26 protein-coding genes are annotated in these 26697 nt (G+C 44.9%); 23 read left to right on the plus strand and 3 right to left on the minus strand.

What is annotated here, in order from left to right:
• Positions 1 to 15: 15 nt before the first annotated feature.
• Positions 16 to 585, minus strand: coding sequence for an FAD-dependent oxidoreductase (locus AC58UU_RS37495; RefSeq protein ID WP_497322544.1), 570 nt, complete (start codon positions 583 to 585; stop codon positions 16 to 18).
• A 292-nt stretch (positions 586 to 877) separates the two neighbouring features.
• Between AC58UU_RS37495 and AC58UU_RS37500 the strand changes: the two genes are divergently transcribed.
• On the plus strand, positions 878 to 1849 hold the full coding sequence (locus AC58UU_RS37500; RefSeq protein ID WP_497322521.1) for an aldo/keto reductase: 972 nt from the start codon (positions 878 to 880) through the stop codon (positions 1847 to 1849).
• Between the two features lie 84 nt (positions 1850 to 1933).
• Here AC58UU_RS37500 and AC58UU_RS37505 read toward each other — a convergent pair whose 3' ends face one another.
• The gene (locus AC58UU_RS37505; RefSeq protein ID WP_497322522.1) at positions 1934 to 2911 is read right to left on the minus strand and encodes an aldo/keto reductase; all 978 of its coding nucleotides are present in this window, start codon (positions 2909 to 2911) and stop codon (positions 1934 to 1936) included.
• 257 nt (positions 2912 to 3168) lie between these two features.
• On the opposite strand from AC58UU_RS37505, the gene AC58UU_RS37510 reads away from it, so the two are divergent.
• From AC58UU_RS37510 to AC58UU_RS37525, 4 genes are all read left to right on the plus strand, one after another.
• Complete coding sequence (locus tag AC58UU_RS37510) at positions 3169 to 3735, plus strand: GNAT family N-acetyltransferase (protein WP_497322523.1); 567 nt, start codon at positions 3169 to 3171, stop codon at positions 3733 to 3735.
• Positions 3736 to 3952: 217 nt separating this feature from the next.
• Entirely contained in the window at positions 3953 to 4342 is a 390-nt protein-coding gene (locus tag AC58UU_RS37515) for an iron chaperone (RefSeq protein WP_497322524.1), read from the plus strand.
• Between the two features lie 363 nt (positions 4343 to 4705).
• Positions 4706 to 5230 (plus strand): DUF5317 domain-containing protein, encoded by a 525-nt coding sequence (locus AC58UU_RS37520; RefSeq protein ID WP_497322525.1) that lies wholly within the window; start codon positions 4706 to 4708, stop codon positions 5228 to 5230.
• On the plus strand, positions 5220 to 7559 hold the full coding sequence (locus tag AC58UU_RS37525) for a sensor domain-containing protein (protein ID WP_497322526.1): 2340 nt from the start codon (positions 5220 to 5222) through the stop codon (positions 7557 to 7559). The genes AC58UU_RS37520 and AC58UU_RS37525 overlap by 11 nt, the downstream gene beginning before the upstream one ends.
• Positions 7560 to 7605: 46 nt before the next feature.
• On the opposite strand, the gene AC58UU_RS37530 is transcribed toward AC58UU_RS37525, so the two are convergent.
• Positions 7606 to 11175, minus strand: coding sequence for a fibronectin type III domain-containing protein (locus AC58UU_RS37530; RefSeq protein WP_497322527.1), 3570 nt, complete (start codon positions 11173 to 11175; stop codon positions 7606 to 7608).
• A gap of 325 nt (positions 11176 to 11500) precedes the next feature.
• On the opposite strand from AC58UU_RS37530, the gene eutL reads away from it, so the two are divergent.
• The 18 genes from eutL to AC58UU_RS37620 all read left to right on the plus strand — a co-directional run bounded on the left by eutL (position 11501) and on the right by AC58UU_RS37620 (position 26249).
• Entirely contained in the window at positions 11501 to 12157 is a 657-nt protein-coding gene (gene eutL, locus AC58UU_RS37535) for an ethanolamine utilization microcompartment protein EutL (RefSeq protein WP_497322528.1), read from the plus strand.
• 20 nt (positions 12158 to 12177) lie between these two features.
• Positions 12178 to 12678 (plus strand): BMC domain-containing protein, encoded by a 501-nt coding sequence (locus AC58UU_RS37540; protein ID WP_497322529.1) that lies wholly within the window; start codon positions 12178 to 12180, stop codon positions 12676 to 12678.
• Position 12679: 1 nt separating this feature from the next.
• Entirely contained in the window at positions 12680 to 14167 is a 1488-nt protein-coding gene (locus AC58UU_RS37545) for an acetaldehyde dehydrogenase (acetylating) (protein WP_497322531.1), read from the plus strand.
• Between the two features lie 18 nt (positions 14168 to 14185).
• Complete coding sequence (locus AC58UU_RS37550) at positions 14186 to 14473, plus strand: BMC domain-containing protein (protein WP_047676490.1); 288 nt, start codon at positions 14186 to 14188, stop codon at positions 14471 to 14473.
• Positions 14474 to 14481: 8 nt separating this feature from the next.
• On the plus strand, positions 14482 to 15276 hold the full coding sequence (gene pduL / locus AC58UU_RS37555; protein WP_497322532.1) for a phosphate propanoyltransferase: 795 nt from the start codon (positions 14482 to 14484) through the stop codon (positions 15274 to 15276).
• The gene (locus tag AC58UU_RS37560; protein WP_497322533.1) at positions 15277 to 16098 is read left to right on the plus strand and encodes a hypothetical protein; all 822 of its coding nucleotides are present in this window, start codon (positions 15277 to 15279) and stop codon (positions 16096 to 16098) included.
• A gap of 6 nt (positions 16099 to 16104) precedes the next feature.
• The gene (locus tag AC58UU_RS37565) at positions 16105 to 16407 is read left to right on the plus strand and encodes a EutN/CcmL family microcompartment protein (RefSeq protein WP_171687760.1); all 303 of its coding nucleotides are present in this window, start codon (positions 16105 to 16107) and stop codon (positions 16405 to 16407) included.
• Positions 16389 to 16730, plus strand: coding sequence for a BMC domain-containing protein (locus AC58UU_RS37570; protein WP_047676497.1), 342 nt, complete (start codon positions 16389 to 16391; stop codon positions 16728 to 16730). Before AC58UU_RS37565 ends, AC58UU_RS37570 begins: the two co-directional genes overlap by 19 nt.
• Positions 16731 to 16734: 4 nt before the next feature.
• Positions 16735 to 17178 (plus strand): EutP/PduV family microcompartment system protein, encoded by a 444-nt coding sequence (locus AC58UU_RS37575; protein WP_497322534.1) that lies wholly within the window; start codon positions 16735 to 16737, stop codon positions 17176 to 17178.
• A gap of 23 nt (positions 17179 to 17201) precedes the next feature.
• Positions 17202 to 18656, plus strand: coding sequence for a sensor histidine kinase (locus tag AC58UU_RS37580; protein ID WP_497322535.1), 1455 nt, complete (start codon positions 17202 to 17204; stop codon positions 18654 to 18656).
• Positions 18653 to 19255 (plus strand): ANTAR domain-containing response regulator, encoded by a 603-nt coding sequence (locus tag AC58UU_RS37585; RefSeq protein ID WP_497322536.1) that lies wholly within the window; start codon positions 18653 to 18655, stop codon positions 19253 to 19255. The genes AC58UU_RS37580 and AC58UU_RS37585 overlap by 4 nt, the downstream gene beginning before the upstream one ends.
• 8 nt (positions 19256 to 19263) lie before the next feature.
• Positions 19264 to 20745, plus strand: a complete 1482-nt coding sequence (locus AC58UU_RS37590) for an ethanolamine ammonia-lyase reactivating factor EutA (protein WP_497322537.1) — start codon at positions 19264 to 19266, stop codon at positions 20743 to 20745.
• A complete protein-coding gene (locus tag AC58UU_RS37595) occupies positions 20742 to 22103 on the plus strand; it encodes an ethanolamine ammonia-lyase subunit EutB (protein WP_497322538.1) in 1362 nt (453 codons plus the stop codon). Before AC58UU_RS37590 ends, AC58UU_RS37595 begins: the two co-directional genes overlap by 4 nt.
• A gap of 163 nt (positions 22104 to 22266) precedes the next feature.
• Entirely contained in the window at positions 22267 to 23082 is an 816-nt protein-coding gene (gene eutC / locus AC58UU_RS37600) for an ethanolamine ammonia-lyase subunit EutC (protein ID WP_497322545.1), read from the plus strand.
• Positions 23083 to 23163: 81 nt separating this feature from the next.
• Positions 23164 to 23292, plus strand: a complete 129-nt coding sequence (locus AC58UU_RS37605) for a hypothetical protein (RefSeq protein ID WP_261304047.1) — start codon at positions 23164 to 23166, stop codon at positions 23290 to 23292.
• Between the two features lie 52 nt (positions 23293 to 23344).
• A complete protein-coding gene (locus AC58UU_RS37610) occupies positions 23345 to 24883 on the plus strand; it encodes an amino acid permease (RefSeq protein WP_497322539.1) in 1539 nt (512 codons plus the stop codon).
• Positions 24884 to 24947: 64 nt separating this feature from the next.
• Entirely contained in the window at positions 24948 to 25700 is a 753-nt protein-coding gene (locus AC58UU_RS37615; RefSeq protein WP_497322540.1) for a YwmB family TATA-box binding protein, read from the plus strand.
• Between the two features lie 312 nt (positions 25701 to 26012).
• Entirely contained in the window at positions 26013 to 26249 is a 237-nt protein-coding gene (locus AC58UU_RS37620) for a hypothetical protein (protein ID WP_497322541.1), read from the plus strand.
• Positions 26250 to 26697: the final 448 nt, after the last annotated feature.

Consider the following 26697-nt stretch of genomic DNA (forward strand, 5'->3'; position numbering starts at 1 on the left):
TAAGATGGTAAATTTTTATTCGGAAGTTTTTAAAATATCATGATCAACGTATCTTTCCCCATTTATTTCGCTAATGACATTTATCGCCACTCTAGCCCCGTCACCAGCGGTGATGATGGCATGGACGCTAACTCCAGCTGCTGTACCTGCCGCCCAAATGCCATCCAAACTTGTTTGGCCATTTGTATCAACATCAATGACCGTCTTAATTCGCGGTTCAGTTGCTGGTTTTGTTTTCAAGCCCAAATGTTCCGCAAGCTCTGTTAAAGCTCCTGTAGCAATAATGATATATTTAGCTTCATGTTGTCCGATATTTGTTTCAATGCGAAAACCTGCATCTATTTTAACGATATTTTGAACCTTCTCATCCTTCACTGCAGCGCCAAATTTAACTGCCTGTTTCTTCCCAATATCTATTAGATCAGGGCCGGAAATTTCTTCAATACCATAATAATTTTCAAGCCACGCCCTTTTTGTCATGCTTTTATCATTATGGATGAGTAAAGTATTCTTTCCTGCTTTTGCTGCAAATAATGCTGCACTTGCTCCTGCGGGACCTGCGCCAATCACTGCGATATCGTACATATCAACAACTCCTTCGAATGTGTTTAATTTAGTATAAAGTATCTCAAATTTAAGATTCTTAGTTATGAGATAATAATAGGCTTCATAAAGTGAAAAGTCAATATGTATTTTATTTTTTCGATTTGCCATTTATGGACAGCAAGAAGGGGCACCCGCGAGGGTGTCTTTTTAAATTATCACCCCATACTTACTCCAATGTTACTAACTGACAACTTTTTCAGTTCTTATGAAGATTTTTGTTTCCCTGTATAATAGCAGTGAACGAATACAGTTTATGGATGGAGGGCTAGAAATGAACTATAGAACTCTTGGAAAAACGGGATTACAGATATCGGAAATCGGGTATGGCGCATGGGGAATCGGCAAAACGGCTTGGATTGGTGCATCCGACGACGAGTCGATTCAGGCATTGAATCGTTCCATCGAGCTGGGGCTGAACTTTATCGATACAGCCTTGGGCTATGGAGACGGTCACAGTGAAAGACTTGTCGGGCAGGCTGTAAAGGCTCACGATAAGCCGATTTATGTTGCTACCAAAATCCCTCCTATAAACAGACAATGGCCTGCTCGAGACGGGGTGCCTGTGGAAGAGGCGTTTACAGCGGAGCACGTTATTTCTAGTACAGAGCAAAGTCTGCGAAATTTGGGCTTGGATACGATCGATGTCCAGCAGTTTCATGTCTGGTCGGACGAGTGGGTGGGTCAAGGAGATTGGCTGGAAGGGATCCGCAAACTTAAAGAGCAAGGCAAAATCCGCCATTTTGGCATATCGATAAATGATCATCAACCGAACAACGCCATCAAGCTGATTGAATCGGGGCTTGTTGATACGGTACAGGTCATTTATAATATTTTCGATCAAAGCCCCGAAGATCAACTGCTTCCTGCCTGTGCGGAGCATAATGTCGGTGTTATTGTCAGAGTTTCGCTGGATGAAGGCGGCTTGACGGGGCGAATTACGCCTGACACGACGTTCAGTGAAGGTGACTTCCGCAATAACTATTTCCGAGGCGAGCGCAAACAAGAGGTGTATGACCGCGTTCAGAAGATCGCTTCCGAACTTGATATATCCATTGATAACATGCCGGAAACCGCACTGCGGTACGTGCTCAGCCATCCTGCTGTTTCAACGGTCATACCGGGTATGCGCTCCGTTCGGAATGTGGAGAATAATATGCGGGTTGGCGACGGGCAAGGATTAACAAAAGAACAAGTTGAGAAGCTGAAGCCGCATCGCTGGATTCGGGATTTTTATAGAGGTTGATTGGAGCAAGTGCAAGGGTTTATGAAGTTGAAAAAGCGGCCAATCCTCTAAGGATTAGCCGCCTTTTTATGCTTGTTTGTCGGTCTACCAAGCGTAAGCTTCCGGTGCTGGTTTTCCGGGTCCAGGGAAAATCTCATCTAACTTTTTCAACGTATCTTCACTCAGTGTGACTTCGGGTACGCGTAATGAATCTTGGAGCTGCTCGATCGTTCTCGGTCCTATAATTGGCGAGGTAACGGCTGAATGCGATAGTACCCAGGCCAAGGCGACAACATCTTCTTTTTCATCGATTTCCTTGCAAAGTGCTGAAAATTGTTCCAACTGGCTCCGATGCTTCTCGATCCGCTCAGCGGAACGCGCACTTCGGGCACCTGTGCCTGCCAAGGCGTTGCGGCCTAGCAATCCTCCGGCAAGAGGACTCCATGGAATGACACCAAGACCGAGTTTCTCGGCAGCGGGGAGCACTTCCAACTCCGGCAATCTCGCAAGTAGATTGTACATGTGCTGCTCAGAGACTAAGCCTAGGAAATGACGAGCTTTGGCCTCAGCTTGGGCACAGGCAATATGCCACCCAGCAAAGTTGCTGGAGCCAATATAGTCAACGGTTCCTTGGTTCACAACGGATTCAAAAACTCCCCATAACTCTTCCCAAGTTACATTACGGTCGATATGATGCATTTGGTAAAGCTCTATATGGTCCGTCTGCAGTCTTTTCAGCGATGCTTCCAGATGACGTCTGATTTTGTACGCAGATAATCCTCGTTCAGCATTCGGTCCATCATTGGGATCATTCATATCCCCATAGGCTTTCGTCGCAAGAATGACTTTCTCTCTACGACCTCCGCCTTGTTTGAACCAGCGTCCGATGATTTCTTCTGTCCATCCTCTTTTTTCAACTCCGCCGTAGACGTTAGCTGTATCGAAAAAATTGATTCCCGCGTCTAGTGCGGTATCCATAATTTTAAAAGCTTCTTTTTCCTCGGTTTCCGGTCCAAAGTTCATCGTTCCTAAACATAACTGACTGACCTTCAATCCAGATTTCCCTAAATACGAATACTTCATGATTCATCCTCCCACATTCCTCTTGATTTTAGTAGAAACTAAATTTACTGAGTGTTTGTACGTGATGATATTTTATATTCTATAGAAGTTCCTATGTCTTTGAAAGTAGTGAAAATGTTTACAGTATATGAGCTTTATGTGATTAGCTATAGTCGAAGTTATTAACTAACCTGGGGTTAAAAACTTGCTTGTCAGCCACTTGGCTGTGGTATTATGGACAAATAAAAAATAAGATTAAATTAAAACGGAGGGTGAACATGGAAAATGTAACACTTTTAATGGTTTCACACAGTCAAATGGAAGGTGAGCGCATCGTATTGCGTCCGGTTTCGCTTAATGATGCTGAAGATATGTTTGAGTATACATCTGATGAAGAAACGACACATTTCATTTATGCACGACACGAAGATCTGAATAGAACGAAACAGCTAATAGCCAACTATTATATGAAAGAACCGATTGGCAAATATGCCATCGTGTTGAAGGAAACCAATAAGCTGATTGGGGCGCTTGAATTCAGAGTGAATGAAGCTGTCCAAAGTGGCGAAATAGGTTTTACGTTAAGCAGGCATTACTGGGGTAAGGGCTACATGACGGAAGCGGGAAAATTAGTGTTGCAATTAGCCTTTGATGTGCTGGGCTTAGAACGAGTATTTGCGATGCATGACGGTGGAAACTCTGCTTCTGGAAAAGTTTTGATTCGCTTAGGGATGACATATGAAGGTACCCTTCGGAGAAACCACATGACAAAAGGTGTATTAACTGATAGTGCTCATTATTCTATTTTGAAAGAAGAATATGTAAATATGAAGGGATTATTATGATCTAGATAATGCGTTAACCGAGCTGAGGCTTGTGATTTGGTGTAACCAGAGGTTTACTATTTGGTCCTTTAAAAGAGTGGCGAACGCAGGTTGTCCCTGCTTCGCCACTTTTTGTGTTATACGAATGTCCATCTGACGTTAGGGTATGATTACCTATAGATTCTGGCAAAGATGATATAATAGGACTACTAAATAGGTGTCTATGAAAGGAGAAATCATGGACGGAATCAAAATTACTTATGAATCTATTGATGCATATATTTCTATATTTACACCGGAGGTTCAGGAGATACTTAACAGATTAAGAGAAGTTATCAAAGAGTCGGCTCCAGGTTCAGAGGAAAAGATTAGTTATCAAATGCCCACGTTTGCTTTACATGGGAACATAGTTCATTTCGCCGCTTATAAAAATCATATCGGATTTTATCCAGCGGCTAGCGGAATTGAAGCTTTTAAAGATGAGTTGTCCAGATATAAAGGAGCAAAAGGTTCCGTACAATTTCCAATAGATAAGCCGCTTCCTTATGATTTAATAAGTAGGATTGTTAAATATAGAGTGGCTGAGAATATAAGGAAAGCAGAGGGGAAACTAAAAAAGTTGAAGTAATTGTAGGATCTAGATACCTAGGGACCTCCCTTGTAAATTCATGGGTAGCCTCTTTCTTTGCTTAGGATGTGGAATGTCTTATTATAGCGAATTTTCGAATATTTTGAATATTTTCATTGTATAAAAAACCCATTAAAAGTATAATTTCTTTAATGGATTTTTCCATTTGACTAGACATTCTTTTCAAACAAAGGGGAGGAAATGCAATGAAGAATTGGAAGAATTGGATACTTATGACTCTGGTTTTGACTGCTATGGTTTATTCATCCGTTGTATCACAGCCTTGGGGGCCTTAATCCCAAAAAAAGGAGCTAGGCAAAACCCTAGTTCCTTTCATTTTTTTATATAAAGGAATGAACATAGATGATTTACTTCATACTTGCAGGCCTTCTACTTTGTATCATCCTGAAACGCAATTTATTGACAATTGTTGATTCCTTTGCAACTTTCAGAATGCCTTACTTATTGATCGGTACCTTTGCGTTTCAAATTTTTATTTATTGGTTGAGTAATAGAACAGGGCGCGATTATCCTATTCTACTTGAACTCTCTTTTGCTATAATGATCTTAGGTTTATGGATGAACAGGCATTTACCAGGAATTATTTTTATATGTTTCGGGGCTTTGTTTAATTTAATTGCCATTAGTTTACATGGTGGTTTGATGCCGGTATCAGAAAAGGCTCTGATGATGTCTGGGTATAATGGTTCTGCTTTTGTAACAGACGATCCTCGACATCAACTAATGAATACTTCTAGTTATTGGTGGTTGGGAGATTGGATTCCTTTTTTCAAACATGTGATAAGTATTGGAGATTTTAGTGTAGGCTTCGGATTTATTAGATTTCTATTAGGAACCACTTCGAAGAGGGAACAGCATGAAGGATAAAAATCTATACACTCTGATATTATTCTTAACTGGAATTTACGCAGCATTTATCTGTCTGGAATTTCTTCAATCTAATAGAGTTTGGGAACCTATAATTCTTATATGCTTCTTAACTTTAATAGTTGATATATTTCCAATTAAAATGTCTAATGGACTTTTGTATAATGGATCAACGTTAGGAATTCTTTACTTGATGTATTCTATGGGAATTTCAGCAAGTACGGTTCCTATCCTTGTAAGTGCCATAATGTTTTTTTTGTTAGCCACCAAACCATTTTATAGAATTAACTGGTATAGGTTATTTTCAACTTTAGGAATGTATTTTATTAGTATGGTATGTGCAGCAGCAATTCTGCAGTTTACAACCCAACTACCACTGATCATTCAAGTTATTTGCATTACCTTTGTTTTTGAGAATGTTAACTTATTAATACGTGCGGGAATCATGAAATTTGTAAGTAAAATTCCTTTTTTATATGAATTTTCAATTATTAAGATTATTAAAATGCAAGTTTCTTTATTAGTAGTAGCCATTATATTGTATCATTTTCTGAAACAAACTAATTCAAGTGATCTGTTTATCGAGATCATTTTTGCGGTCTTCCTCATGCTAGTTATTAACTTTTTTATCTCAGCATATAACAAGCATATCTATAAAATAGAAGAAAGCAAACAACGGTACCAGTCTTTATTTGACCGTAATCCAGATATTGTTTTCACGTTAGATTTATCTGGTAAAATTACGAGTATTAACCCGATGTTGGAAAAATTACTTGGCTATTCCCCGGAGTCTATATTGGACGTTAATTTATTCGAATATGTGACTTCAACAGGGAAACAAGAAGCTATACATCATATAGAACAAGCGCTGCTGGGAAATCCACAACAATTTACAATGGGCTTTTCTACGAAAGAAGGGTCTGACCGTGATCTGTTCATAACTTGTGGTCCGACGGTAGTGAATGATCAAATTGTTGGGGTCTATGGAATTGCTAAGGATATTACCGAACAGAAGCAAGCCGAACAGATTATTCATAGAATGGCTTACTTCGATGAAATAACCGGGCTGCCGAACCGAAGCCACTTTCAGGAGTGCATGGCGGAGACATTGGAAAAAGCTCGTAACAACTCCTTAGCCGGATTAATGTTTCTTGATCTAGATAAATTCAAACACGTAAATGATACGCTGGGGCATCATACAGGTGATCTTCTATTAGTTGATGTATCCAAACGCATTCTCCAATCTGTTCCGGAAGGATCTATCGTATCTAGGCTGGGGGGCGATGAATTTACGATTATTTTTCCAAATCTAAGTCATGCAGAAGAGGTCATACCAGTTGCCGATGCGATCTTACAAGCATTAGCTGAACCTTTTTATTTGCATAAAAGAGAATTATATATAACGACCAGTATAGGGATTTGTATATATCCTGAACATGGGACCGATGTGGAAACGTTAATCAAAAATGCAGATGCCTCTATGTATCGGGCCAAAGAATCCGGTGGAAACACCTACAGCGTATATTCGAAAAGTATTCAAGAGCTTAATGAAGCCAAGCACAAGATACATTCTAATTTGCATAAAGCGATTGAGCGCGAAGAATTTTATTTACATTTTCAACCGAAAATCGATTTGACCAACGATAAAATTAACGGAGTAGAGGCTCTTATTCGATGGAAAAATCAAGAATTGGGATCTATGTCACCTGTTCAGTTCATTCCGATCGCTGAGGAGAGTGGATTGATCCTGCCCATTGGGGAATGGGTGTTGAGGACGGCATGTAAGCAGAATAAAGATTGGCAGGATGCAGGGTTTCCACCTATTGTTATGTCGGTTAATCTTTCCTCCATTCAATTACAAAATGAGCATTTAGTCCGTACAATTGGGCAAATTCTGCGGGAAACGGAGCTAGATCCTCAGTGGCTTGAGATTGAGATTACGGAGAGCATGCTACTGCAGAATACCCAACATACGATGAAGGTGCTTGAAGAAATAAAAGAGCTCGGTATATCTATTTCCATCGATGATTTTGGAGTGGGTTACTCTTCGCTTAGCTATTTGAAGCATTTTTCATTTGATTATTTGAAAATGGACAAGTCTTTTATTGATAACTTAAACATGTCTCCAAAAGACGAATTGATCATAAGTGGTATTATCAAATTGGCACATAGCTTAAACATGAAAGTAATCGCTGAAGGAGTCGAATCGAGTGAACAGCTTTCTTACTTGCGTGAGCAAGGTTGTGATGGTGTTCAAGGATATTTGATCAGTAAACCTTTGGCGGCAGGAGAGTTTGTTGAGCGGGTATGGCTTTTACAAACATATTGAAAAAACGGTAGCCCTCATCTAGAGGGCTGCCGTTTTCATATGGCCATTAATGTGGGACAACCACTTGAGTCGAAGCTTTTGTTACGTTGGCGGCCGTATCGGTGACCGTGTACGTGATCGTGTAGATGCGATCGGTTCCCTTACCGGAACGTTCTGCGCGGAGGCTGAACGATGTGTCGTATGTTCCGATAGCCGCGTCTTGGATGTCGTTACCTGTATTGCCGTCGCCGGTTCCGTTGTCCGGCTCATTCGAGACGATCGACGTCAACACAACGGATGCGATATCGGAACCGGTCCCATCCGCATATACGTTCACTGTGACCGTCACCATCTTGTGGTTCGCAGGGTTAAGCACAGGCTTGTCGACCGAAAGCGTGAGCGTCGGAGCGATCTTGTCAATGTTCGCGACCGCCGCCGTTGCGTTACCTTTGTTGCCTGCAGCGTCGACGAACTCGAATGTGAAGCTGCCGTTATCGCTGAACGTGTAGCTGAGCGAGCCGTCGTTGTTCGTGACCGTAATCGGTTCACTCGGAGTAATCATTGCCGTCACGTTTCCATTGGTCGGTAAAGCGGTGCTGTACGCAACGGTTGCCGTCGGAGCTGTCTTATCCGCCAAGGTTGTAACGTTAAGTGTCAGCCCACCAAGTGTCGAGTATACGGAATCATCTACAGACTCACTTACAGCCTTAACCCTGAAGGTATACGCAGTGTTTGGTGTAAGTCCTGTAACTTTGTAGCTATTAACGTCAGCTGTCACGGTAGTCAGCTGGGTATTTCCATTATAAACATCGTAGCTTGAAACCGGCAGGGTCGTATTGGAACCAGCCCAGCTAAGTTCAACACTGGTGTCTGTTTGATCAATAGCCGTTAAGGCAGAGTTCCCAACAAAGGATATAGGTCCGAAAGCCTTAACTTCATTGACGTTAATATCACCATCAACTTCATCAACCGTAAATTTGATAAATCTTGCATTTACAGGCGCAGCAAGAGTAATCCTCTCTGCAATTTTAGTAATGCTAGGATTGCCATATTTACCTTGACTCACACGGTCGTCGGTAAGTATTTTTATCCACTTATTACTAGTTGGATTCGTAAACGCTTCTGCGTCCGTTGCATAATAGAAAGAGACTTTTTTTAACTTATTCTGAAAGCTAAAGTATTCCAGCACACTGACGGGCGTTGTTTCTCCAATATCGGCCATCATCCATGCCGACGTGGAGCCTTTTAGAGCAACCCATCTGGAACCATCCGATAGATCATTGTCAAGTGTCTTTTGACCACCGAAGCTGCCGGTATCATCATTCCAAACTCTTGAATACTGGACTTCCTTATTGAATAAAAGATTATCGGAAGCGTTCTTTATACCTGAAGTTGTGACTTGGTCTTCTGCAGCAGCAGTAGACAATGTACCTCTTCTTATAGAGTAGACCTTTACTTGATAGGACGTTCCAGGAGACAGATCTTTGATCGTATAGGATGTACCTTTATAATCATCCGCTACTATTCTTTCATTAGCATCGGTAACCAACGCTACCCTATAACTCTGGGCATCAGGTACTGCATCCCAACTAACATTGATAGATTTATCCGAGGCTGCTGTCGCTGTCACTGATGAGGGGGGATTTGGAATAATGGGATCTCCATCGGTTTGCAATACTTTAATTGCACTTTCTGCTGAAAGCATCGGTTTGAAAGAATAGGGATCCGTGTATGCCGTCCTCAAAGAAAGATTGTAAATTGCACCAGGGTCTAAATTCGTCAGGTTATAACTATTTGAAGCAGCACGATCCACTAATACCTTTCCGTTATCATAAATAACGAAATAATCAGCAGGAACAGGATCCCAGGAAATGGTTGCACTTGAACCACCAGAGTAATTAATGGCAATATTCTTTGGTGTTAGAGGCGCATTGTAAATCTCAAGCTCAGAAATACGTGGAGGGCCCGTCATTGTAAAAGTGGAAGTCCCCGTAGTCGTGTTGCTGCCGGAACCATTTTCAAAATAAAACTTAACATATCTGGATGAATACGTTTTCCCTAGATCTATAAGGTATTCTTTATCTGCCGCATCATCTCCGCCGCCGTTAACCGAATTGAAATATGTCCAACCTTTACCGGCATCACTGTACAAAGGATCCACTGGCGTAAATCCAATAGTATTTAAATCCGCTTCTGAATGTGCAGCAGAGTCATCTGAGACCTCGATGTTAACATACTTCAATCGCAAAGTTTTAGCCGAGAGCTTAACTTGATTAAAATCCATTTTCTTTCCTAAATCGATAATTACATTCCCCTTTTTGGAACTTTCAGTTCCTATCCAGCTCAAATCGCCAAGGGCAGATAAATTGGTCTGGGGGACTATCAAATTTGTATACTTCACAGGATCTGTTTGTACACCATCTATTAGTCGCTCCGCCTTTGCGTTAGCTAGTTGGAACGCGTTACCAGTTGTAGCGCCAAAATTGTAAGCTTTTTTACCGTAAGCAAGGTTAACCGGTGAGACATTTACCGCAGACTTATAAAGTGTCATATCTGCCAAGTAGATTTTGGCATCCTTGACATTCGGATTCGATTTATCTGCCTTACGGTAAATACCCCATTTTGGACGGTTAAGCATATTGCTGATAGAAGGATAGGGCCCCTCAAAGGTCTTGTTGTTATATTTCACCTCAGGACGTCTCCAGATATCAAGAACTCGGTTAGGATCGTTGTATTCCATTAAAATATTGCCGGTCTCAACATCCTTCATGGTCATTGTGACCCAACCATACTCAGAGTTAAGAATCTTAATTGTAATATCAACCCATTTGTCCTTAATGGCGTTAATGGGGATACTCGCAAGCGTTTGTTGTCCTGCCTCAGAGCCAATATCTGCATAACGGAACTCCAGATTTTGTGTAGCTGATGATGAAACAGTTAGTGTAAGGATCGGATTACCATCCTCGTCACTTGAGAAGTTTGGATAACTGACAGAGTCATGGAGCGGTAATTTGTTTGTAACCGGGCCGTAAGCATTTACTGCCTTGTACTGGAATATATGAAAAAAACCATCAGGCCTCGGGAGATCTTTATCTAACTTAAGCTTCCAGTTGTAGGCCGTAATGTCATTTTCCAAGCCTATCCGGTTTCTATTATCATCGTCTGGCCTTATTTCAATTCGTTGTCTGTCGTCGTTACCACCGATAAAAGTGCCGGTAGCACTATCGTATGTCGTATTATGCAAATAACAGGTGTAGCAATCGTTTCCATTCACTTCTACTTTAAAAACGTCTTTACCCAATGACTGGTCATAGACATTTTCAACATGTCTTTCAGCAGCTGGCCCCAGGATGTCTCTTGCCGTTTTGGTAACACCCTCAACAGGGTTATCTGTGCCAAAAGCTTCACCAAAGACTGCATAGGGTGACCTGTTTGGATCTGCATTTATTGAAACAGAATTACCGCCATGACTATTAATAAATTCCGGATCTAGTAAATCGACAGTGGATGCTGCTGACACGGAAACATTCCATGTACCGGAGTTAGAAACAATTAATAATGCCAATAACAAAGCTATGATTTTCCTTAAACGTTTGAATACATTCATTGCAGTTAACTCCTTTCGTTCATTGTTCATTTGACGATGGTAACTGTGAATTGCACTCGAAATCGCTTTCATATGTCATGCCAGGATTATCTGATCATCTCCTCTCGGACTGTTGACTTTTTCATTGTATAGAACAAGTTCACTTCCAAGGATGTGAAAATTTATGATAGGCTGTTGTTTTTTCGTTTGTTGCCGGTTGAAAGTGGGGCCACGGAATATTCCTTGTACAACCCGCATATCCATAGACAAAAGCATAAATAGCAGGCAAAGGTGCCTTAGGTCCAAGAACGACACGTCGTTCTCTGCACCTGGGCACCTTTTTGTTTTCATTCATTCGGGTGAAGAGGTGAAAGGAGTGAAACAACAACCAATTCGAGCCATTCCGCTCGCTGTTAGGATCATCCCTAATGTGGATGCCGGCTTGGCACTTCAGTTGGAATTGAAGCCGGGCATTCGCAGCCTCGGTCTGTTAACGTCCAGCATCGATGATGTGGGTTACACCGCTATCGATGAAGCAACGAAGAATGCAACAGTTGAAGTGGTGTATGCTCGTTCATTTTATGCAGGATCGGGTCATGCATCTGGACCGCTTTCAGGAGAATTTATTGGGATTATAGGCGGTGCTTCGCCTGCAGAAGTGAGAAGTGGGTTAGATGCAGCTATCCAAGTGATGGAGACTGGAGCTTGTTTTTACTCCCTCAACGACGAGGGAACGCATGCTTACTATGCTCATGTTGTCTCCAGAACCGGTTCTTATCTATCCACATTGGCGGAAATTCAAGAAGGAGAGCCTCTTGCCTATTTGATTGCTCCGCCACTCGAAGCAGTTTTCGCACTCGATGCCGCACTGAAGGCTGCCGATGTACGCATGTGCAAGTTTTATGGCCCTCCGACGGAGACGAACTTTGCGGGAGGATTATTGACAGGCAGTCAATCTGCTTGTACGGCAGCAGCAGAAGCGTTCGCGGAGGCCGTTCGAAGCATTGCTCGAGAGCCTAAGAAAATAGGGTAATAAGAAGCGGGTGTTTAAAAATGGATGGAAGATTGATGTCTTTGGGCATGATCGAAACTTACGGTCTGCCTGCATTGATTGCAGCCGCAGACGCTGCAGCCAAAACCGCAGATGTGAAGGTAACGACTTATGAAAAAGTGGATGCCGGCATCGTAACGATCTATATTTTGGGCGATGTTGCAGCGGTCAAAGCTGCCGTGGATGCAGGTGCGGCAGAAGCGCAGAGAGTAGGCAAGCTGTTATCCACACACGTTATACCACGACCTGATCCTTCAGTACACGCGATGATTCAGGAGGCTTGGGCCAAAAACCAGCCGAAAGATTCACCGAAGGAGGAGCTCATTAAGGTTATCGCGACGCCGGAGGTGAGTGCGCCGAATTGGAGCAAAATGACCGTAGCACAGCTCAGAGAGCTTGCCCATAATACGCCCCGATTCCCCATAACTGGTCGGGATATCCAATTAGTTAGTAAAGCCGAATTGGTAAGACTTTTCACGGGGATGGAGGGGGAGAGCCGATAACATGAAGCTCGATAGCGATTTACAAGCGATCCAGGAGGTTCGCCATTTCCTTCAAGAGGCGAAGGCGGCACAAAAACAACTGGAGAAAATGACGCAATCGCAAATAGATATGATCGTAGCAGCCATGGCTCAAGCGGCGGAGTTGGAGGCAGAACGGCTGGGTGTAATGGCTGTAGAAGAGACAGGCTTCGGAAAAGTCGCCGATAAAAAGGCGAAGAATCTCTTCGTTGCTAGAGACGTCTACTCGGCAATCAAGGACATGCAAACGGTCGGTGTCATCCGCAAAGATGATGTGAAGCAAGTCTGGGAAATCGCTCAACCAGTCGGTATTGTTGCTGCGATTATACCTTCAACGAACCCGACTTCAACTGTCTTGTTCAAATGCATGATCTCACTTAAATCAAGAAACGCCATCGTGATTAGTCCTCATCCATCAGCACTGCGCTGTTCGCAGGAGTCGGCAGCCGTCATGCGTGCTGCGGCGGAGAAGGCAGGAGCCCCACCGGGGCTGATTCATTGTCTATCGGTTCCGTCTCTTGAGGCGATCGGTGAGCTGATGAAGCATAAGCTCACCGATCTCATCTTGGCAACGGGTGGAACCGCAATGGTCAAGGCCGCTTACAGCTCTGGCAAGCCCGCATACGGTGTCGGGCCTGGCAATGTGCCGGTTTACATACACCGAAGTGCGAATATCCTAAGAGCTGTGAGACTGATTCTGCAAAGCAAAACGTTCGACTACGGAACGATCTGCGCTTCGGAACAAGCGCTTGTCGTCGATCAAGCAGTTAAAGCGGAGCTGGTCGCGGAATTGAAGCGGCAGGGGGCTTACTTTTTGAACGTGGAGGAAAAAGAAAAGGTCGGCTCGATCCTCACCATTGGAAAAGGGATGAACCCGAATGTGGTTGGCCGTTCTCCACAAGTGATTGCTGGCAAGGCTGGCATAACCGTCCCGGAAGATGCAAGGGTACTGGTCGCGGAAGAGTCGGAGGTAGGACATGCGTATCCATTTTCCATGGAGAAACTCAGTCCTGTACTTGCTTTATATACCGTGAGTGACTGGCAAGAAGGCTGCCAACGCTGTGTGGAACTGTTGGAGCTCGGAGGACTTGGACATACACTCGGCATCCATGGCGAAGACTTATCGATCATTGAGGCGTTCGGGCTGGAGAAACCAGCATCGCGTATCTTGGTGAATACAGGCACTACGTTCGGGGGAATCGGTGCAACGACGGGGATTATGCCATCAATGACGCTGGGCTGTGGTTCCTATGGCAATAACATCACATCCGATAATATTGGACCACAGCATTTGTTGAACATCAAGCGAGTAGCTTTTGGCATAAAAGAGATGCCGACGGAGCCCGTAACAAACCGTGTTGTAGCGCTAGTGGCAGAAAGTTTGGAGAGCTCTAATAAGCTCGGTATTACGCGTGATGAAGTTGCGCAGATCATAAAAAGCGTGCTTTCCGAAATGCATTTGCATACATAACCCGAGGAGGAAATTCAAATGGCAGGAGAAATGGCAGCTTTAGGTTTAGTGGAGACGAAAGGCTTGGTAGGTTCAATTGAAGCGGCAGACGCCATGGTCAAGGCAGCGAATGTGAGATTGGTCGGTAAAGTTCATGTTGGCGGAGGACTGGTCACGGTCATGGTCAGAGGAGATGTTGGCGCTGTTAAAGCGGCCACGGATGCTGGTGCTGCAGCTGCGGAAAAAGTGGGAGAGCTTGTCTCTGTTCACGTCATTCCGCGTCCGCATTCAGACATTGAGTTCATTCTTCCTAAACTCGAAGGTTAAATACGTCTATGACGCTTATTACGGAAACGCATCTGCGTACGCAACTGATTAAAGGCCTGCCGAATCCGTTTCCGGTAATGGACGGGGATAAGCTGACACCGGCAGCCGCTGACTTTTTAAAAGATAGGGGAATTTCTTTGCGGCGCGTGGCCCCTTCGGAGTCAACGATCCTTCCCGGAAGCGAGGATATTGGGCTCAAGCTCATTCCAGTTGGCGTTTCAAACCGGCATGTTCACCTCTCTCCTGAGCATGTTGAAGCGTTGTTCGGTGGCGGTTACGCGTTAACTCCTCTTCGTGAGCTTTCCCAAAAAGGTCAGTTCGCTGCGCGCGAAACCGTGACATTGATTGGTCCGAAAGGAATCATCCAACATGTCCGTATCCTAGGTCCTTCACGTGGAGCGACCCAAGTGGAGATCTCGCGTACAGATGGATTTGAGCTGGGCATTCATCCTCCGATCCGGTTGTCTGGTGATATTCAAGGTACACCAAGTATGACACTCGTCGGTGCGAGCGGAACGGTCGTTTTGCAGCAGGGATTGATCATTGCCAAAAATCATGTGCACATGTCTCCAGAAGATGCCCAAATCTTTCAGGTCAACGAAGGAGATCGCCTCATTGTCCAAGCCATGGGGGAACGGCCGATTATTTTTGCTGATACGATCGTGAGGGTTAGCGCGCATTTTTCGCTCGATTTTCATATTGACTTGGATGAAGCGAATGCTGCCCGTTTAAATACGGGTGACCAGGTTCAGGTGATCGGCAAAAACGGTGAAATCACGCGCGCCGAAAGGAGGCAGCTCTAGGTGGAGATCAAGCAAATGGTCGAGTCTATTGTTCGTGAGCTCATTGATTCATTGGAGAAGCAAGCGGTCAAGCGACCTAAGGTGCTTTACATTTTTTACGACAGTACGGCTCACGAGGCTTTTACCGATCATTTTATATGGTTAAATAATCACCAGGTTAATCATGATATTTTGTTCTTGGATGGAGAAGCCTCTTCTTGGCTGGGAAAACACCAAATTGAATGCGGCGGTCGTGGAAAAACGATTGCATCCGACGAATTCGCACCGTCTCCTCTAGAGGTGCCTCTCGAATATGAGGGAATCGTGATCCCGGAAATTGATCTAGATAATGCGGCAAGGGCCGCTCTTGGCATGAAAGGGACCATCATATCGGAGATCATCTTTTCCACGTTGGTTCAGAATAAATTTGTACTCATCGGCGATGATAATTCCGGGTTAAAAAGGGCTGACCGACGTACGCTGAAGACAATAACACTGCCTAAGTCTTATGCCAACCTTTTTGATTATTACAAAATGGAACTTCAAATGTATGGTGTTGAATTTGGTCCGTTGAAGCAGCTGGCTGAAATGGTTGTGAATAAAATCCGTCCGGATTCTGAAGTTGCAGAAGTGGGTAGCACAGTAGAAAAAGCCGAGCGTACCGAGGATAGCGGGCACATTGTATATGAAGGAAGGCTCATCTCTGCCGATTGGGTGGCGCGGGAATCCAAAAGTAAATCTCTTCGCTCACTGCGAGTTGGCAAGAGAACGATCATTTCTTCACTGGCCCAAGACATGCTGAAGGAGAAAGGCATCACGATCGAATATGCGGCTGAAGGGTGAGGTCCTATGTTTTTAGGAAAAGTAATCGGCAGTGTATGGGCTACGCAAAAAGAAGTGGGCATGGACAATTTGAAATTGTTGGTGATCCAGCCGATGGATTTCAAAGACAGCGAAGCGGGCACTCCGATCATTGCCGCAGACCGTATTGGAGCCGGTGTTGGCGAGAATGTGATCGTCTCTAGAGGGAGTCCGGCCCGAACCTTGTTCACGGATAAAATGGTTCCTATCGATGCAATGATTGTAGGCATTGTAGATAGTTATGAGGTCGCTCAAGAAACCGAGGAGGACGTATGGAAGAGCAGAAGATGAGAGTGATTCAGGAATATGTGCCCGGCAAACAACTGACACTGGCTCATGTGATTGCCAATCCTGACCCGGTTTTGTATACGAAGCTTGGCATTGATGAAAGGAATGCGATCGGGATTTTAACGCTTACTCCCACGGAAACGGCGATCATTGCCGCTGACATTGCGACCAAAGCGGCTAGTGTGGGCATCGGTTATTTGGATCGCTTCACCGGATCGCTCGTGCTCACGGGAGAAGTAGCCGCTGTGGAGATGGCGATTGAGGCTGTGAATGCTTTTTTGCAGGATAAGCTGAAATTTGCGACTGCACCAATAACGAGGTCTTGAAATTATGAAAAAAGTAATGATAATCGGCGCTGTCGGTGCTGGGAAATCAACGTTAATTAAAGCCTTGTTCGGGGAATCGGAGCCGGCGATCAAAACCCAAAGTCTCATCTATCGGGACTGGATCATTGATACACCCGGTGAATACAGCGAAAATCCATTGTATTATCGTTCACTAATAGCGACCTCTCATGAGACTGCAGCCGTTGTGCTTGTGCAGGATGCTGCCCGGAACAGAAACTATTTTCCTCCCGGATTTGAACAGGGGTTTCCTGTATTAACGATTGGGGTAGTAACCAAAATCGATCACCCGAAGGCAGACATTGATCGAGCCATAACCCTTCTAAGGCAGTCATTACCAGAAGGCGAAATCTTCTTGACGTCGGCTGCATCCATAGTGGGAATTCAAAAGTTGAAGGAAAGACTTATGGAGATTGTCCATGAGGCGTAAATCCACGATGTAAAGAGGGATTCATGATGACATCGATCATGGAATTGTGCAGGAATCATACGATTTTAAGCGAGGAAGAAGCCCAGACGATCAAGGAGATGGCCGCTCAGCTGCAATTGATAGCCGATGTGTCGGAATCGGATGTATTTATTGACTGCCCGCTAGCAGACAAGGGTTCAGCGCTTGTGGTTGCCGAGGCACATCCATCCTCAGCCCCATCCCTATATAAGACATCAGTTGTCGGACAATATGCTTTTGCGCAAAATGAGCCTGCCGTGATGTTTTGTTTGCTTTCCGGGCAATCCGTAATCGGATCGAGAGGCATCTCGCAGGAGCAGATTGCCATTCAACAGAACGTCGTGCCGATTCGCTCGAAAAATGGTAATGTCATTGGCGCATTGATCATGGAAAAGGACATTTCCGAGAAGCTCGAGCAGGAGAAAAATGTGACGAGATTAATGGAGACAACGGAACAGCTGAGCGAAACGCTGCTTACTGTGGCGATGTCTGAAGGCAGTATGCAGTCGCTTATGCACGAAGGCATTGTTTTATTTGATGACAAAGAGTGTGTGACCTATACCAATCCCCGAGCAGCTGAAATGTTGAAGGAAATCGGTCATGTTGGCGTGATTAACGGATACCCGATTGCCCAGTTGTTTTATGGCAGATTGGAAGGGAACCCTCTCATTGGCCGCAAAGGACTCATCCATCAGGAGCTTCAAATTGGGCATGTTTCCTTTGATCTAAAAGCCATGTCCATCTACCGGGATCAGCGGGAGGTTGGCGGCATTATTCTCATTCGCGACATCTCGGATATTAAAGAAAAAGAAAAGCAGCTGGTGATCAAATCCGCAGTTATTAAAGAAATTCATCATCGTGTGAAAAATAATTTGCAGACTGTATCCAGTCTACTCCGCTTGCAGATGCGAAGAACCAAGCTTGAAGAAGTGGAGAGAGTCTATCGCGATAGTATCAACCGTATTAACAGCATTGCCGTCATTCATGAAATGCTTGCTTTTGAAGGACTTGAAACGATCCACTTCAATGATGTGGTGGACCGTATTACGAAGAACATTATTTCATCCTCTTCCAAACCAGATCAGAACATTAACCCGAAAATTTCGGGGGATGAGCTTATTTTACAGTCAGACGTTGCCACGACGCTTGCACTTGTCGTCAATGAGCTTGTGCAGAACTGCGTGCTGCATGCTTTTGGGGAGAGACATACAGGGGAAATCGAAATTTCCCTGCAATGTAGCGGCACCATCGTCTGTGTCCGTGTATCTGACAATGGCGTCGGATTCGAAGCGGCAAACCATTCAGACAGGAAGGGCCATCTTGGCTTGAAAATCACAGAGACACTTGTGGAGGAAAATCTCAGCGGTGTCATTAACATAACTTCGGATGAACGGGGTACGGATGTTCAAATCACTTTTCCACTTTCCAAAGCGCAGCAGAAGGAGGACGAATCGGCATGAAAAACGCCATCGTTGTTGTGGATGATGATCCGATCATTCGCATGGATATTCGCGAAATGCTGGAAGAGGGCGGATATTGGGTCGCGGGAGAAGCCAAAAATGGCGAGGAAGCGGTAGAGCTCGTTGCCAGGTTAAAACCGGATCTAGCCATCATGGATATTAAAATGCCCGTCATGAACGGTATCAAGGCTTCCCAAATTATACGCAAGCTGCAGCAGGATACATCCGTTTTACTGCTTACGGCATACAGCCAAAAGGAATTGGTGAAGGATGCTCGCGAGGCGGGTGTCGCTGCTTTCTTAGTTAAACCGGTGTCGGAGGAAGATTTGTTGCCAGCAGTGGAAATTGCTTTGAGTCAAAAAGAAAAGATGGATTCACTGAAACAGGACATCAAACAGCTAAAGCAATCCATCGAAGAGCGCAAAGTGATCGAAAAAGCGAAGGGCATCATGATGCAGGCGTACGCCTTAAATGAGGAAGAAGCCTACAATAAAATGCGCGAAGCAAGCATGACAACGCGTATTCCTCTTTCGAAGCTGGCGGCGTGCATGCTCACCGAGGGTTTGGAATCATTATCTAGCGTGGCACAGGACGGGTGAACGGAGAAATGCATAACCAGTGGATCACAAGTGTCGGCCTAGATATCGGAACGAGTACGACCAAAATGGTTATTAGCCGTTTGAAATTAGTACGCTCGTCGGGTGTTCTCAGCTTGCCTCGATTTGAGATCGCGGAGCGGGAATTGCTGTACGCGAGTCCGATTTACAGCACACCGCTGAATAACGGCGATGAAATCAATGCGGAGCGCATCTGGGAAATCGTGACCAAAGAGTACGAGCAGGCAGGAATCCGTCCGGCGGATTTGAAATCCGGCGCCGTTATCATTACCGGAGAAACGGCGAATAAAACAAACGCGAGACAAATACTGCATCTGCTCGCCGAACGCTCGGGCGATTTCGTTGTAGCAACGGCAGGTGCTGACCTAGAAGGGCTGCTTGCCGGCAAAGGCGCCGGTGCCGAGCGCCGTTCGATGCAGATTCGAGGCGCAGTCGCCAATATCGATATTGGCGGAGGTACAGCGAATGCGGCTATTTTTCAAAGAGGCAAGCTGATTGGAACGGTCACCTTTCACGTTGGTGGCAGGCTCATCCAGATGGATCCAACAGGAACCGTTATAGACGTATCACCATCGATTCGTCCGTGGCTGAGGACTAGCGGATATAACATTAAGGCTGGCGACACGGTTAGCTTTACTCTCATAAAAGAAATCTGCATGGGAATGAGCCACTGCATGATGGATTATTTGGCCGGGCAGATCATTCCTGAGCATGATGAATCACTTCGTTCCTTGCTGAACGGCAAGCCGCTTGCGTCAATGCCTCCCATTGGAGAATGGATGGTATCCGGAGGGATCGGCCTGTTGATGGAGGAAAAGAAACCGGAAAGCCTGGCGGATGTGGCGGTACATCATGATATTGGCCCTTTGCTGGCGCACACATGGAAGGAATTATCAGCCCAATATCCTATCCGACTCATCCGTGCGGATCAAACGGTCAGAGCGACCGTCATCGGTGCAGGGATGCAAAGTACGGAAATCAGCGGTGCTACGGTGCATTTGGATGCATCGCTGCTGCCGATTCGCAATCTGCCTGTACTGGGGCTTGATATAACACCGCAGATCCTTAAGCAAACTGAACTGCTTGCGGATGCGTTGAATGCGATCATGAAAAGTGGCGCAAGCCTCTTTGATCGGGATCAATCACCTCCGTTTGGGCTGGCTTTAACAGGAATGAATAACCTTACATATACATCGCTTCAGCACTTAGCTGATAGGCTGCATGCAAGTTTTGTCCAACATTTCCCTGATAGTGAAGCAATGGTGGTTATCTGTGAAACGGATATCGCGAAGGCGCTCGGACAATCTCTAGCAAAACGCTGCGGACAACGTCCGAAAGTCATTTGCATCGATCAAATCCGTGTGGAGCATGGGGATTATATCGATTTGGGCGAGGCGATATCCGGAATCATGATTCCGGTGGTGGTCAAAACGTTGGCATTTCACAACAGAGCGGAGGTGATAAGTCAGTGAACCTGAAGACTACGTTGCTTGGTACAACCTTTCAATTCAAAAATTTAAAGGAAGTCATGGCAAAGGCAAATGAGGAGAAATCAGGCGATCAGTTGGCCGGTATCTCTGCACAGGATGCGAAGGAGAGAATTGCAGCCAAGCTGGTTCTGTCCGATTTGACGCTGACGGATATCCGCAATCATCCTCTGCTGCCGCCAGAAATCGATGAAGTGTCGCGGGTGATCGAGGTCGGTATAAACGAAAAGATATACACCGAGGTACGCAATTGGACGGTGGCTGAGCTGCGAGAGTACTTGCTGCGGCAAGAAACGGGAAATGATGAAATTCGCAGACTTTCTCGTGGCTTAACCAGTGAGATGGTAGCTGCTGCCGCCAAATTAATGAGCAACCTTGATCTTGTGCAAGCCGCATCCAAAATGGAAGTTACAACTCATTGCAACATTACGATTGGTCAAAAGGGAGTGCTGTCCGGCCGGGCTCAACCCAATCATCCTACGGATAATATTCAGGGGATTAAGGCCGCTTTATTTGAAGCTTTAAGCTATGGGATCGGTGATGCGGTTATCGGTATCAATCCGGTTATCGATTCAGCGGATAGCGTCAAGAATATTTTGCAGGTCACCAAAGAAGTAATGGAGAAGTGGCAGATTCCGACACAGAACTGTGTCTTGGCGCATATCAAAACCCAAATGCGCGCTATTCGCCAAGGCGCTCCTGCCGACATGGTGTTTCAAAGCTTGGCCGGCACGGAAGGCGGGAATAAAGCGTTCGGCATCGATGTTGCGCTGCTTAACGAAGCGGATGATCTCATTGCCAAGGAAGGCACGGGGACAGGGCCGAATCTTTGGTATTTTGAAACGGGTCAAGGCTCCGAATTGTCAGCCGAAGCGCATCACGGTATCGACCAGGTCACACTCGAGTCCCGCTGTTATGGCCTTGCCCGAAAATATAAGCCGTTTATCGTCAACACGGTTGTAGGCTTCATCGGACCTGAGTATTTGTATGACAGCAAGCAGGTCATTCGGGCCGGTTTGGAAGACCATTTCATGGGCAAGCTTCAGCAGCTGCCGATGGGTGTAGATGTTTGCTACACCAACCATATGAAGGCAGATCAGAATGATATGGACAATTTGGCTGTGCTGCTTTCCGCTGCAGGCGTCAATTACCTAATCGGTGTGGCCATGGCAGATGACTGCATGCTCAATTACCAATCTACCAGCTATCATGATATCGCCACTTTGAGGGAATTGATGAGACTGCGCCCGGCCCCGGCATTTGAACAATGGCTGGTGAAAATGGGCATCATGGAAAATGGCCGATTAACACCGTTGGCGGGAGATCCGACCCTTTTTATGTAACTCAGATGCTTACGAAGCCAGTTTTGCTATCGCAAAACTCTAAGGAGGAAACGACATGAACAAAGCTGTACCCATGGATCAGCTTGTCGATATGGTGATGGCAGAGCTTGAGAAGAAGCTGTCCGCATCAAAAGCTGCTGACAATCCGGCGACCATTCGCTCTATGAATCCTGATCTGGTTAACGAGGAAGCTCAGCGATCTACCCGAGTAGAAATGGTGTCGGAACTGGCCCCTGCCCCCGAATTGGATACATTCACCTCTAAAGTACCAACTCCCAAATGGGAGGAAGGGATGAATGAGCTGCTTGCCAGTACACCGGCACGTATAGGCGTATGGCGTACGGGAACGAGGGCGCTCACCAAAGAGGTGCTTAAATTTCGGCGTGACCATGCCGCAGCTGTCGATTCCATATATGGTGAAGCGAGTCAGGCGCTTTTGGACGAATTCGGTTTGTTTACGGTAGAAACTCGGTACGAGAATACGGAAAACTACTTAAAACGCCCCGATATGGGACGTATTATTACAGAAGAAGGAATCGCGGAAATTCAGAAAAGGTGCAAGTTGAATCCGCAGGTGCAGATAGTCGTTTCAGATGGACTTAGCGCCAACGCGGTAGATGCCAACTTAGGCGATGTCTATCCTTCGTTGTTGGATTCTTTGAGTGCTTACGGGTTATCCACAGGTACTCCATTTTTCGTCCGTGGCGGTAGGGTCGCTGTCATGGATCACATCGGCGAAATTGTGCAGCCGGAAGTGCTTGTTCTTTTGATCGGGGAAAGACCAGGACTCGTTTCGTCAAAATCGCTTAGTGCTTACATCTGTTACAAACCGCGTAAAGGCACGGTAGAGAGCGACCGAACGGTGATTTCCAACATTCATCGCGGGGGTACCCCACCACTGGAAGGCGGCGCGCATATCGGCACCATCGTGAATAAAATGCTTGAGCAAAAGACAAGCGGTGTCAATTTGGAAATCTAATGGTCAATATTGTTCCCCTTGAGAATGTGCTTCGTTAGAAGCTTTTCTATATGGTAGTCCGGAGAAGGAGGTGGAGGCCGAATGGAACTGACGATAGGAATCGTAATTATTGCGGTAACGTGTTTGTTTGCTTTATGGATTGTCAGAATCGCCAACAAAAGCATTCGTGAATTCGATGAAAGCAAACATGAAAGTTTCCTAGGGAAATGAGACTCGTGACTTGTTTGTACAAATCGTATCTATCTGATGAGGAGGATCAAAGATGAGCAACCCTTCCAATCATCATGACAAAGACAAAAGGGATTTAAACAAGTTCGGTTATGCCCAAGAACTGCTGCGCAGTATGGGTGGGTTTTCCAATTTTGCGATTTCATTCTCCATCATTTCCATTCTTACTGGCGCTGTATCGTTATACGGCCACGGATTAACCTATGGCGGTGCGGGCATGATGGGCTTTGGCTGGCCGATTGTCGCCCTTTTTGTCATGTTTGTCGCGGCAGTCATGGCTGAGCTTGCTTCGGCCATTCCGACGGCTGGCGCCTTGTACCACTGGGCGGCTATTTTGAAAAACAAACGCTGGGGCTGGTATACCGCATGGATCAATCTGATCGGTCAAATCGGGATTGTGGCTGGTATCGATTATTCGGTAGCTCTTTTCGCCGATCCGCTCATCGCGAGTGTGTTTGGTTATGAATCCAACAATACAACCGTGTTGATTTGTTTCACAATCATATTACTTACGCATGGCATTCTAAACCATATCGGGATTCGCATCGTTTCGAGGCTGAACGACTTCTCCGCATGGTACCATATCGCTGTGGTGGCGGTGCTGGTTTTGTCACTTGCCTTTTTCACCAAAGGCAACTTGAATCCTGTCGATTATTTGTTCAAAGTGGGCGAAACGTTCTCGGATAAACCGTATATGTTTGCTTTTCTAATCGGACTTTTGCAAGCTCAGTGGACATTCACGGGATATGATGCCTCTGCTCATACCATTGAGGAGACCATTAACCCTCGTGTGCGCGCGCCTTGGGGTATTTTCACATCCGTTGCCTATTCGTTTGTCATTGGATTCGTTATGCTTGCTTTTGTCACCTTGTCCAATAAGGATGCTGGTGCTGCTGCCGGTTCAAGCAATGCGTTCATCTATGTCATCAGCCAAGCGCTGGGCGGTACATTCGGCTCTGTCATTCTATGGCTGGTCACCGCCGCGATGTGGTTCTGCGGTCTAGCTTCTATCACTTCCTTTTCACGTATGATGTATGCCTTCTCTCGTGACAAGGGGATGCCGATGAGCCACCAATGGGCGCAAATTTCGAAGAAATATCGCACACCTGCCAAAGCCATTTGGCTGGCTATTATTCTTTCGTTCTTGCTCGCTTTCATCGACTATATCATCAAAATGGTGAATCCGGATGCGACTTACACGACGATTGCGTTTCTAACTGCGGTCAGTGTTGTGGGCCTATATGTGGCTTACGGCATTCCGATCTATCTCAAACTGAGAGCGAAAGCGGAAGGCAGATTTCAAGATAAACATCTCGGACCGTGGAATCTCGGAAAATACAGCACGTTCATTTCTGTCGTCGCGCTTCTGTGGATCATCTTCATCTGCATCGTCATGGTGATTCCTCCGAATCAAATGGCCGGCTATGCCGTAGCTGGGATGCTGATTCTTCTAGTAATTATGGATTTAGCTTATTATAAAAATCACTTCCCTGGGCCACAGGCCGCACTTAACACTTCCATGGAAGAAATCATACGACGAGAAAAAGAACTTGAGAAAACCTCCTCTGTTTAACATCTGCTAGATTTGGGCATCCTTTTACTAGAGTTGAATATTCTAGTAAAGAGGTGCCTTTTATATGCAGAAATCTTGGTTATTATCGATCATTTGTATGTCTATTATAAGCATTATTTTTGGGTGGGTTCGTCATGCCGATGCGCATGGTGAGCAAGAAGCTCTCCAGTTATTGAACACAGTTAAACCGTATATGATGAGTGAGAATCAAATAACCTTCAAATATACAGGCAGTTACGGAACGTGCAATGGTGTAGCTCAGGATATGCTGCAAACTGGGAAGAAACTGTCCCAAGCTTTTGGAATTTCTCAGGCTGAAGTGTTGAGTGAATCCAATTCACATCCGACCTATACAGCGAAATCTGAGGTTGTACCTGGAGCGGTCGTCACCGTAACAGTTGCAAGTCCACAGGGACAATCTGCTTGCTATGTCGTCTTGCGATTAGACGCTACTCATGAAGCTGAACAGTCGGAGTTGGTTAAGTGGCAAGAGCAAGCGGGAGAACAATTGAAGAAGTTTGGTATAAATGGCCAATGGAATGTTATGGTGCAAGGTTATGTAGATGAGCAAGAACAGTCTGGTCAAAAGAGTTCTACAGAGCTGGTAAGCTCAATAACTCTAGCTTTTAAAGGCAAAATCGTAGAAAGCTATAAGGACCAGAATACGGTAAGTGTGTCTTTATCTTCGAGGGAGTTCCAATCCTCTATTAAGAGTGGTGACAAAACGGTAAATCTGCAGGTTGCTTTGCATCAAGACTCTACGACTGGCAAGTTGCGACTAACCGTAGGTACTCCGATCATAACAATGGAATATTAAAAGTGCGTAAAGGTGCAGTTTATTGCTGCTCCTTTTTTGTTTGTTTCGAGATTGGGGTGAAATCAAAATTAATAGTTTGCCTCAGGTTTAATAGATTAATAGAGTGGTTAGAATGAGTAACACATACAAAAGAATTAGAAGTATATAAGAAAGTAAGCAAGGAGGTGATCTTAACATGCTGAAAAAAGTCAATCAAAAGAAGCCGATCCTGCCATCCAATAATCCCGTTATTATAAATAATCGCTATTGTTTCCTGATGTGGGCAAAAACGGGTAATAAACGGTATCTGAATATACTCCGAGGAGTGGGAATATGATAACGATAACCAAACCGGTCATCCCAAGTATAATTGCAGAATCTATTGAAAGCCTCCGTAGTGAGGGTTGGGGAGATGACGATTTCTTTAACTTTTCTCAATATGATGAAGAGTGTCCAGAAGCTCGCATTTTGTTTCATTACTTCCGAAACAATCGAGCAACGTTTGCAGCTGCCATTGTCAACAGTTATGTGGTTCATGAACGTACAATGGAAACTAAAGCTGCTGAGTGAACAAAATTATAATGCCTTTGTTTTCGGATTACTAAACATTAATCGGATTGACGATTGCTTTCAAAAAAGGAGTATAAAGAACACGTGCTAAAGCAGCAGGTGTTTTTTTGTTATAAGGATTTATAAGTAAGGAGATGTTATTAAAGTAGGTAAGAATCAACCTTAGAAACTTTTTTGTAATTGGAAAAATAAAACATTGCAATACGTTTAATAACCATGGTATATTATCACTCCGGCCGCAAGACAGGCTGGTGAAAGTAACTAGAAAAAAACTAGTTGCAAAATAAAAATCAGTATGGTATATTACTTTTCGCTGCTTCGGTAACACGGCAGTGAGCGAAAGAAATTGATCTTTGAAAACTGAACAACGAGTGAGTAAGCACGAACGAGAAATCGTTCAAAAAGAGATTGCAAAATCTCGCTAGCAAGTCAATGAGCATTTCAGCTT

The organism is Paenibacillus sp. JT22N1 (genome assembly GCF_059692155.1).

Excerpts from the sequence above, each read along its gene's own strand:
- AC58UU_RS37495 (WP_497322544.1), bottom strand. The coding sequence starts at position 585 with ATGTACGATATCGCAGTGATTGGCGCAGGTCCCGCAGGAGCAAGTGCA.
- AC58UU_RS37500 (WP_497322521.1), top strand. The coding sequence starts at position 878 with ATGAACTATAGAACTCTTGGAAAAACGGGATTACAGATATCGGAAATC.
- AC58UU_RS37505 (WP_497322522.1), bottom strand. The coding sequence starts at position 2,911 with ATGAAGTATTCGTATTTAGGGAAATCTGGATTGAAGGTCAGTCAGTTA.
- AC58UU_RS37510 (WP_497322523.1), top strand. The coding sequence starts at position 3,169 with ATGGAAAATGTAACACTTTTAATGGTTTCACACAGTCAAATGGAAGGT.
- AC58UU_RS37515 (WP_497322524.1), top strand. The coding sequence starts at position 3,953 with ATGGACGGAATCAAAATTACTTATGAATCTATTGATGCATATATTTCT.
- AC58UU_RS37520 (WP_497322525.1), top strand. The coding sequence starts at position 4,706 with ATGATTTACTTCATACTTGCAGGCCTTCTACTTTGTATCATCCTGAAA.
- AC58UU_RS37525 (WP_497322526.1), top strand. The coding sequence starts at position 5,220 with ATGAAGGATAAAAATCTATACACTCTGATATTATTCTTAACTGGAATT.
- AC58UU_RS37530 (WP_497322527.1), bottom strand. The coding sequence starts at position 11,175 with ATGAACAATGAACGAAAGGAGTTAACTGCAATGAATGTATTCAAACGT.
- AC58UU_RS37540 (WP_497322529.1), top strand. The coding sequence starts at position 12,178 with ATGGATGGAAGATTGATGTCTTTGGGCATGATCGAAACTTACGGTCTG.
- AC58UU_RS37545 (WP_497322531.1), top strand. The coding sequence starts at position 12,680 with ATGAAGCTCGATAGCGATTTACAAGCGATCCAGGAGGTTCGCCATTTC.
- AC58UU_RS37550 (WP_047676490.1), top strand. The coding sequence starts at position 14,186 with ATGGCAGGAGAAATGGCAGCTTTAGGTTTAGTGGAGACGAAAGGCTTG.
- pduL (WP_497322532.1), top strand. The coding sequence starts at position 14,482 with ATGACGCTTATTACGGAAACGCATCTGCGTACGCAACTGATTAAAGGC.
- AC58UU_RS37565 (WP_171687760.1), top strand. The coding sequence starts at position 16,105 with ATGTTTTTAGGAAAAGTAATCGGCAGTGTATGGGCTACGCAAAAAGAA.
- AC58UU_RS37570 (WP_047676497.1), top strand. The coding sequence starts at position 16,389 with ATGGAAGAGCAGAAGATGAGAGTGATTCAGGAATATGTGCCCGGCAAA.
- AC58UU_RS37575 (WP_497322534.1), top strand. The coding sequence starts at position 16,735 with ATGAAAAAAGTAATGATAATCGGCGCTGTCGGTGCTGGGAAATCAACG.
- AC58UU_RS37580 (WP_497322535.1), top strand. The coding sequence starts at position 17,202 with ATGATGACATCGATCATGGAATTGTGCAGGAATCATACGATTTTAAGC.
- AC58UU_RS37585 (WP_497322536.1), top strand. The coding sequence starts at position 18,653 with ATGAAAAACGCCATCGTTGTTGTGGATGATGATCCGATCATTCGCATG.
- AC58UU_RS37590 (WP_497322537.1), top strand. The coding sequence starts at position 19,264 with ATGCATAACCAGTGGATCACAAGTGTCGGCCTAGATATCGGAACGAGT.
- eutC (WP_497322545.1), top strand. The coding sequence starts at position 22,267 with ATGAATCCTGATCTGGTTAACGAGGAAGCTCAGCGATCTACCCGAGTA.
- AC58UU_RS37605 (WP_261304047.1), top strand. The coding sequence starts at position 23,164 with ATGGAACTGACGATAGGAATCGTAATTATTGCGGTAACGTGTTTGTTT.
- AC58UU_RS37610 (WP_497322539.1), top strand. The coding sequence starts at position 23,345 with ATGAGCAACCCTTCCAATCATCATGACAAAGACAAAAGGGATTTAAAC.
- AC58UU_RS37615 (WP_497322540.1), top strand. The coding sequence starts at position 24,948 with ATGCAGAAATCTTGGTTATTATCGATCATTTGTATGTCTATTATAAGC.
- AC58UU_RS37620 (WP_497322541.1), top strand. The coding sequence starts at position 26,013 with ATGATAACGATAACCAAACCGGTCATCCCAAGTATAATTGCAGAATCT.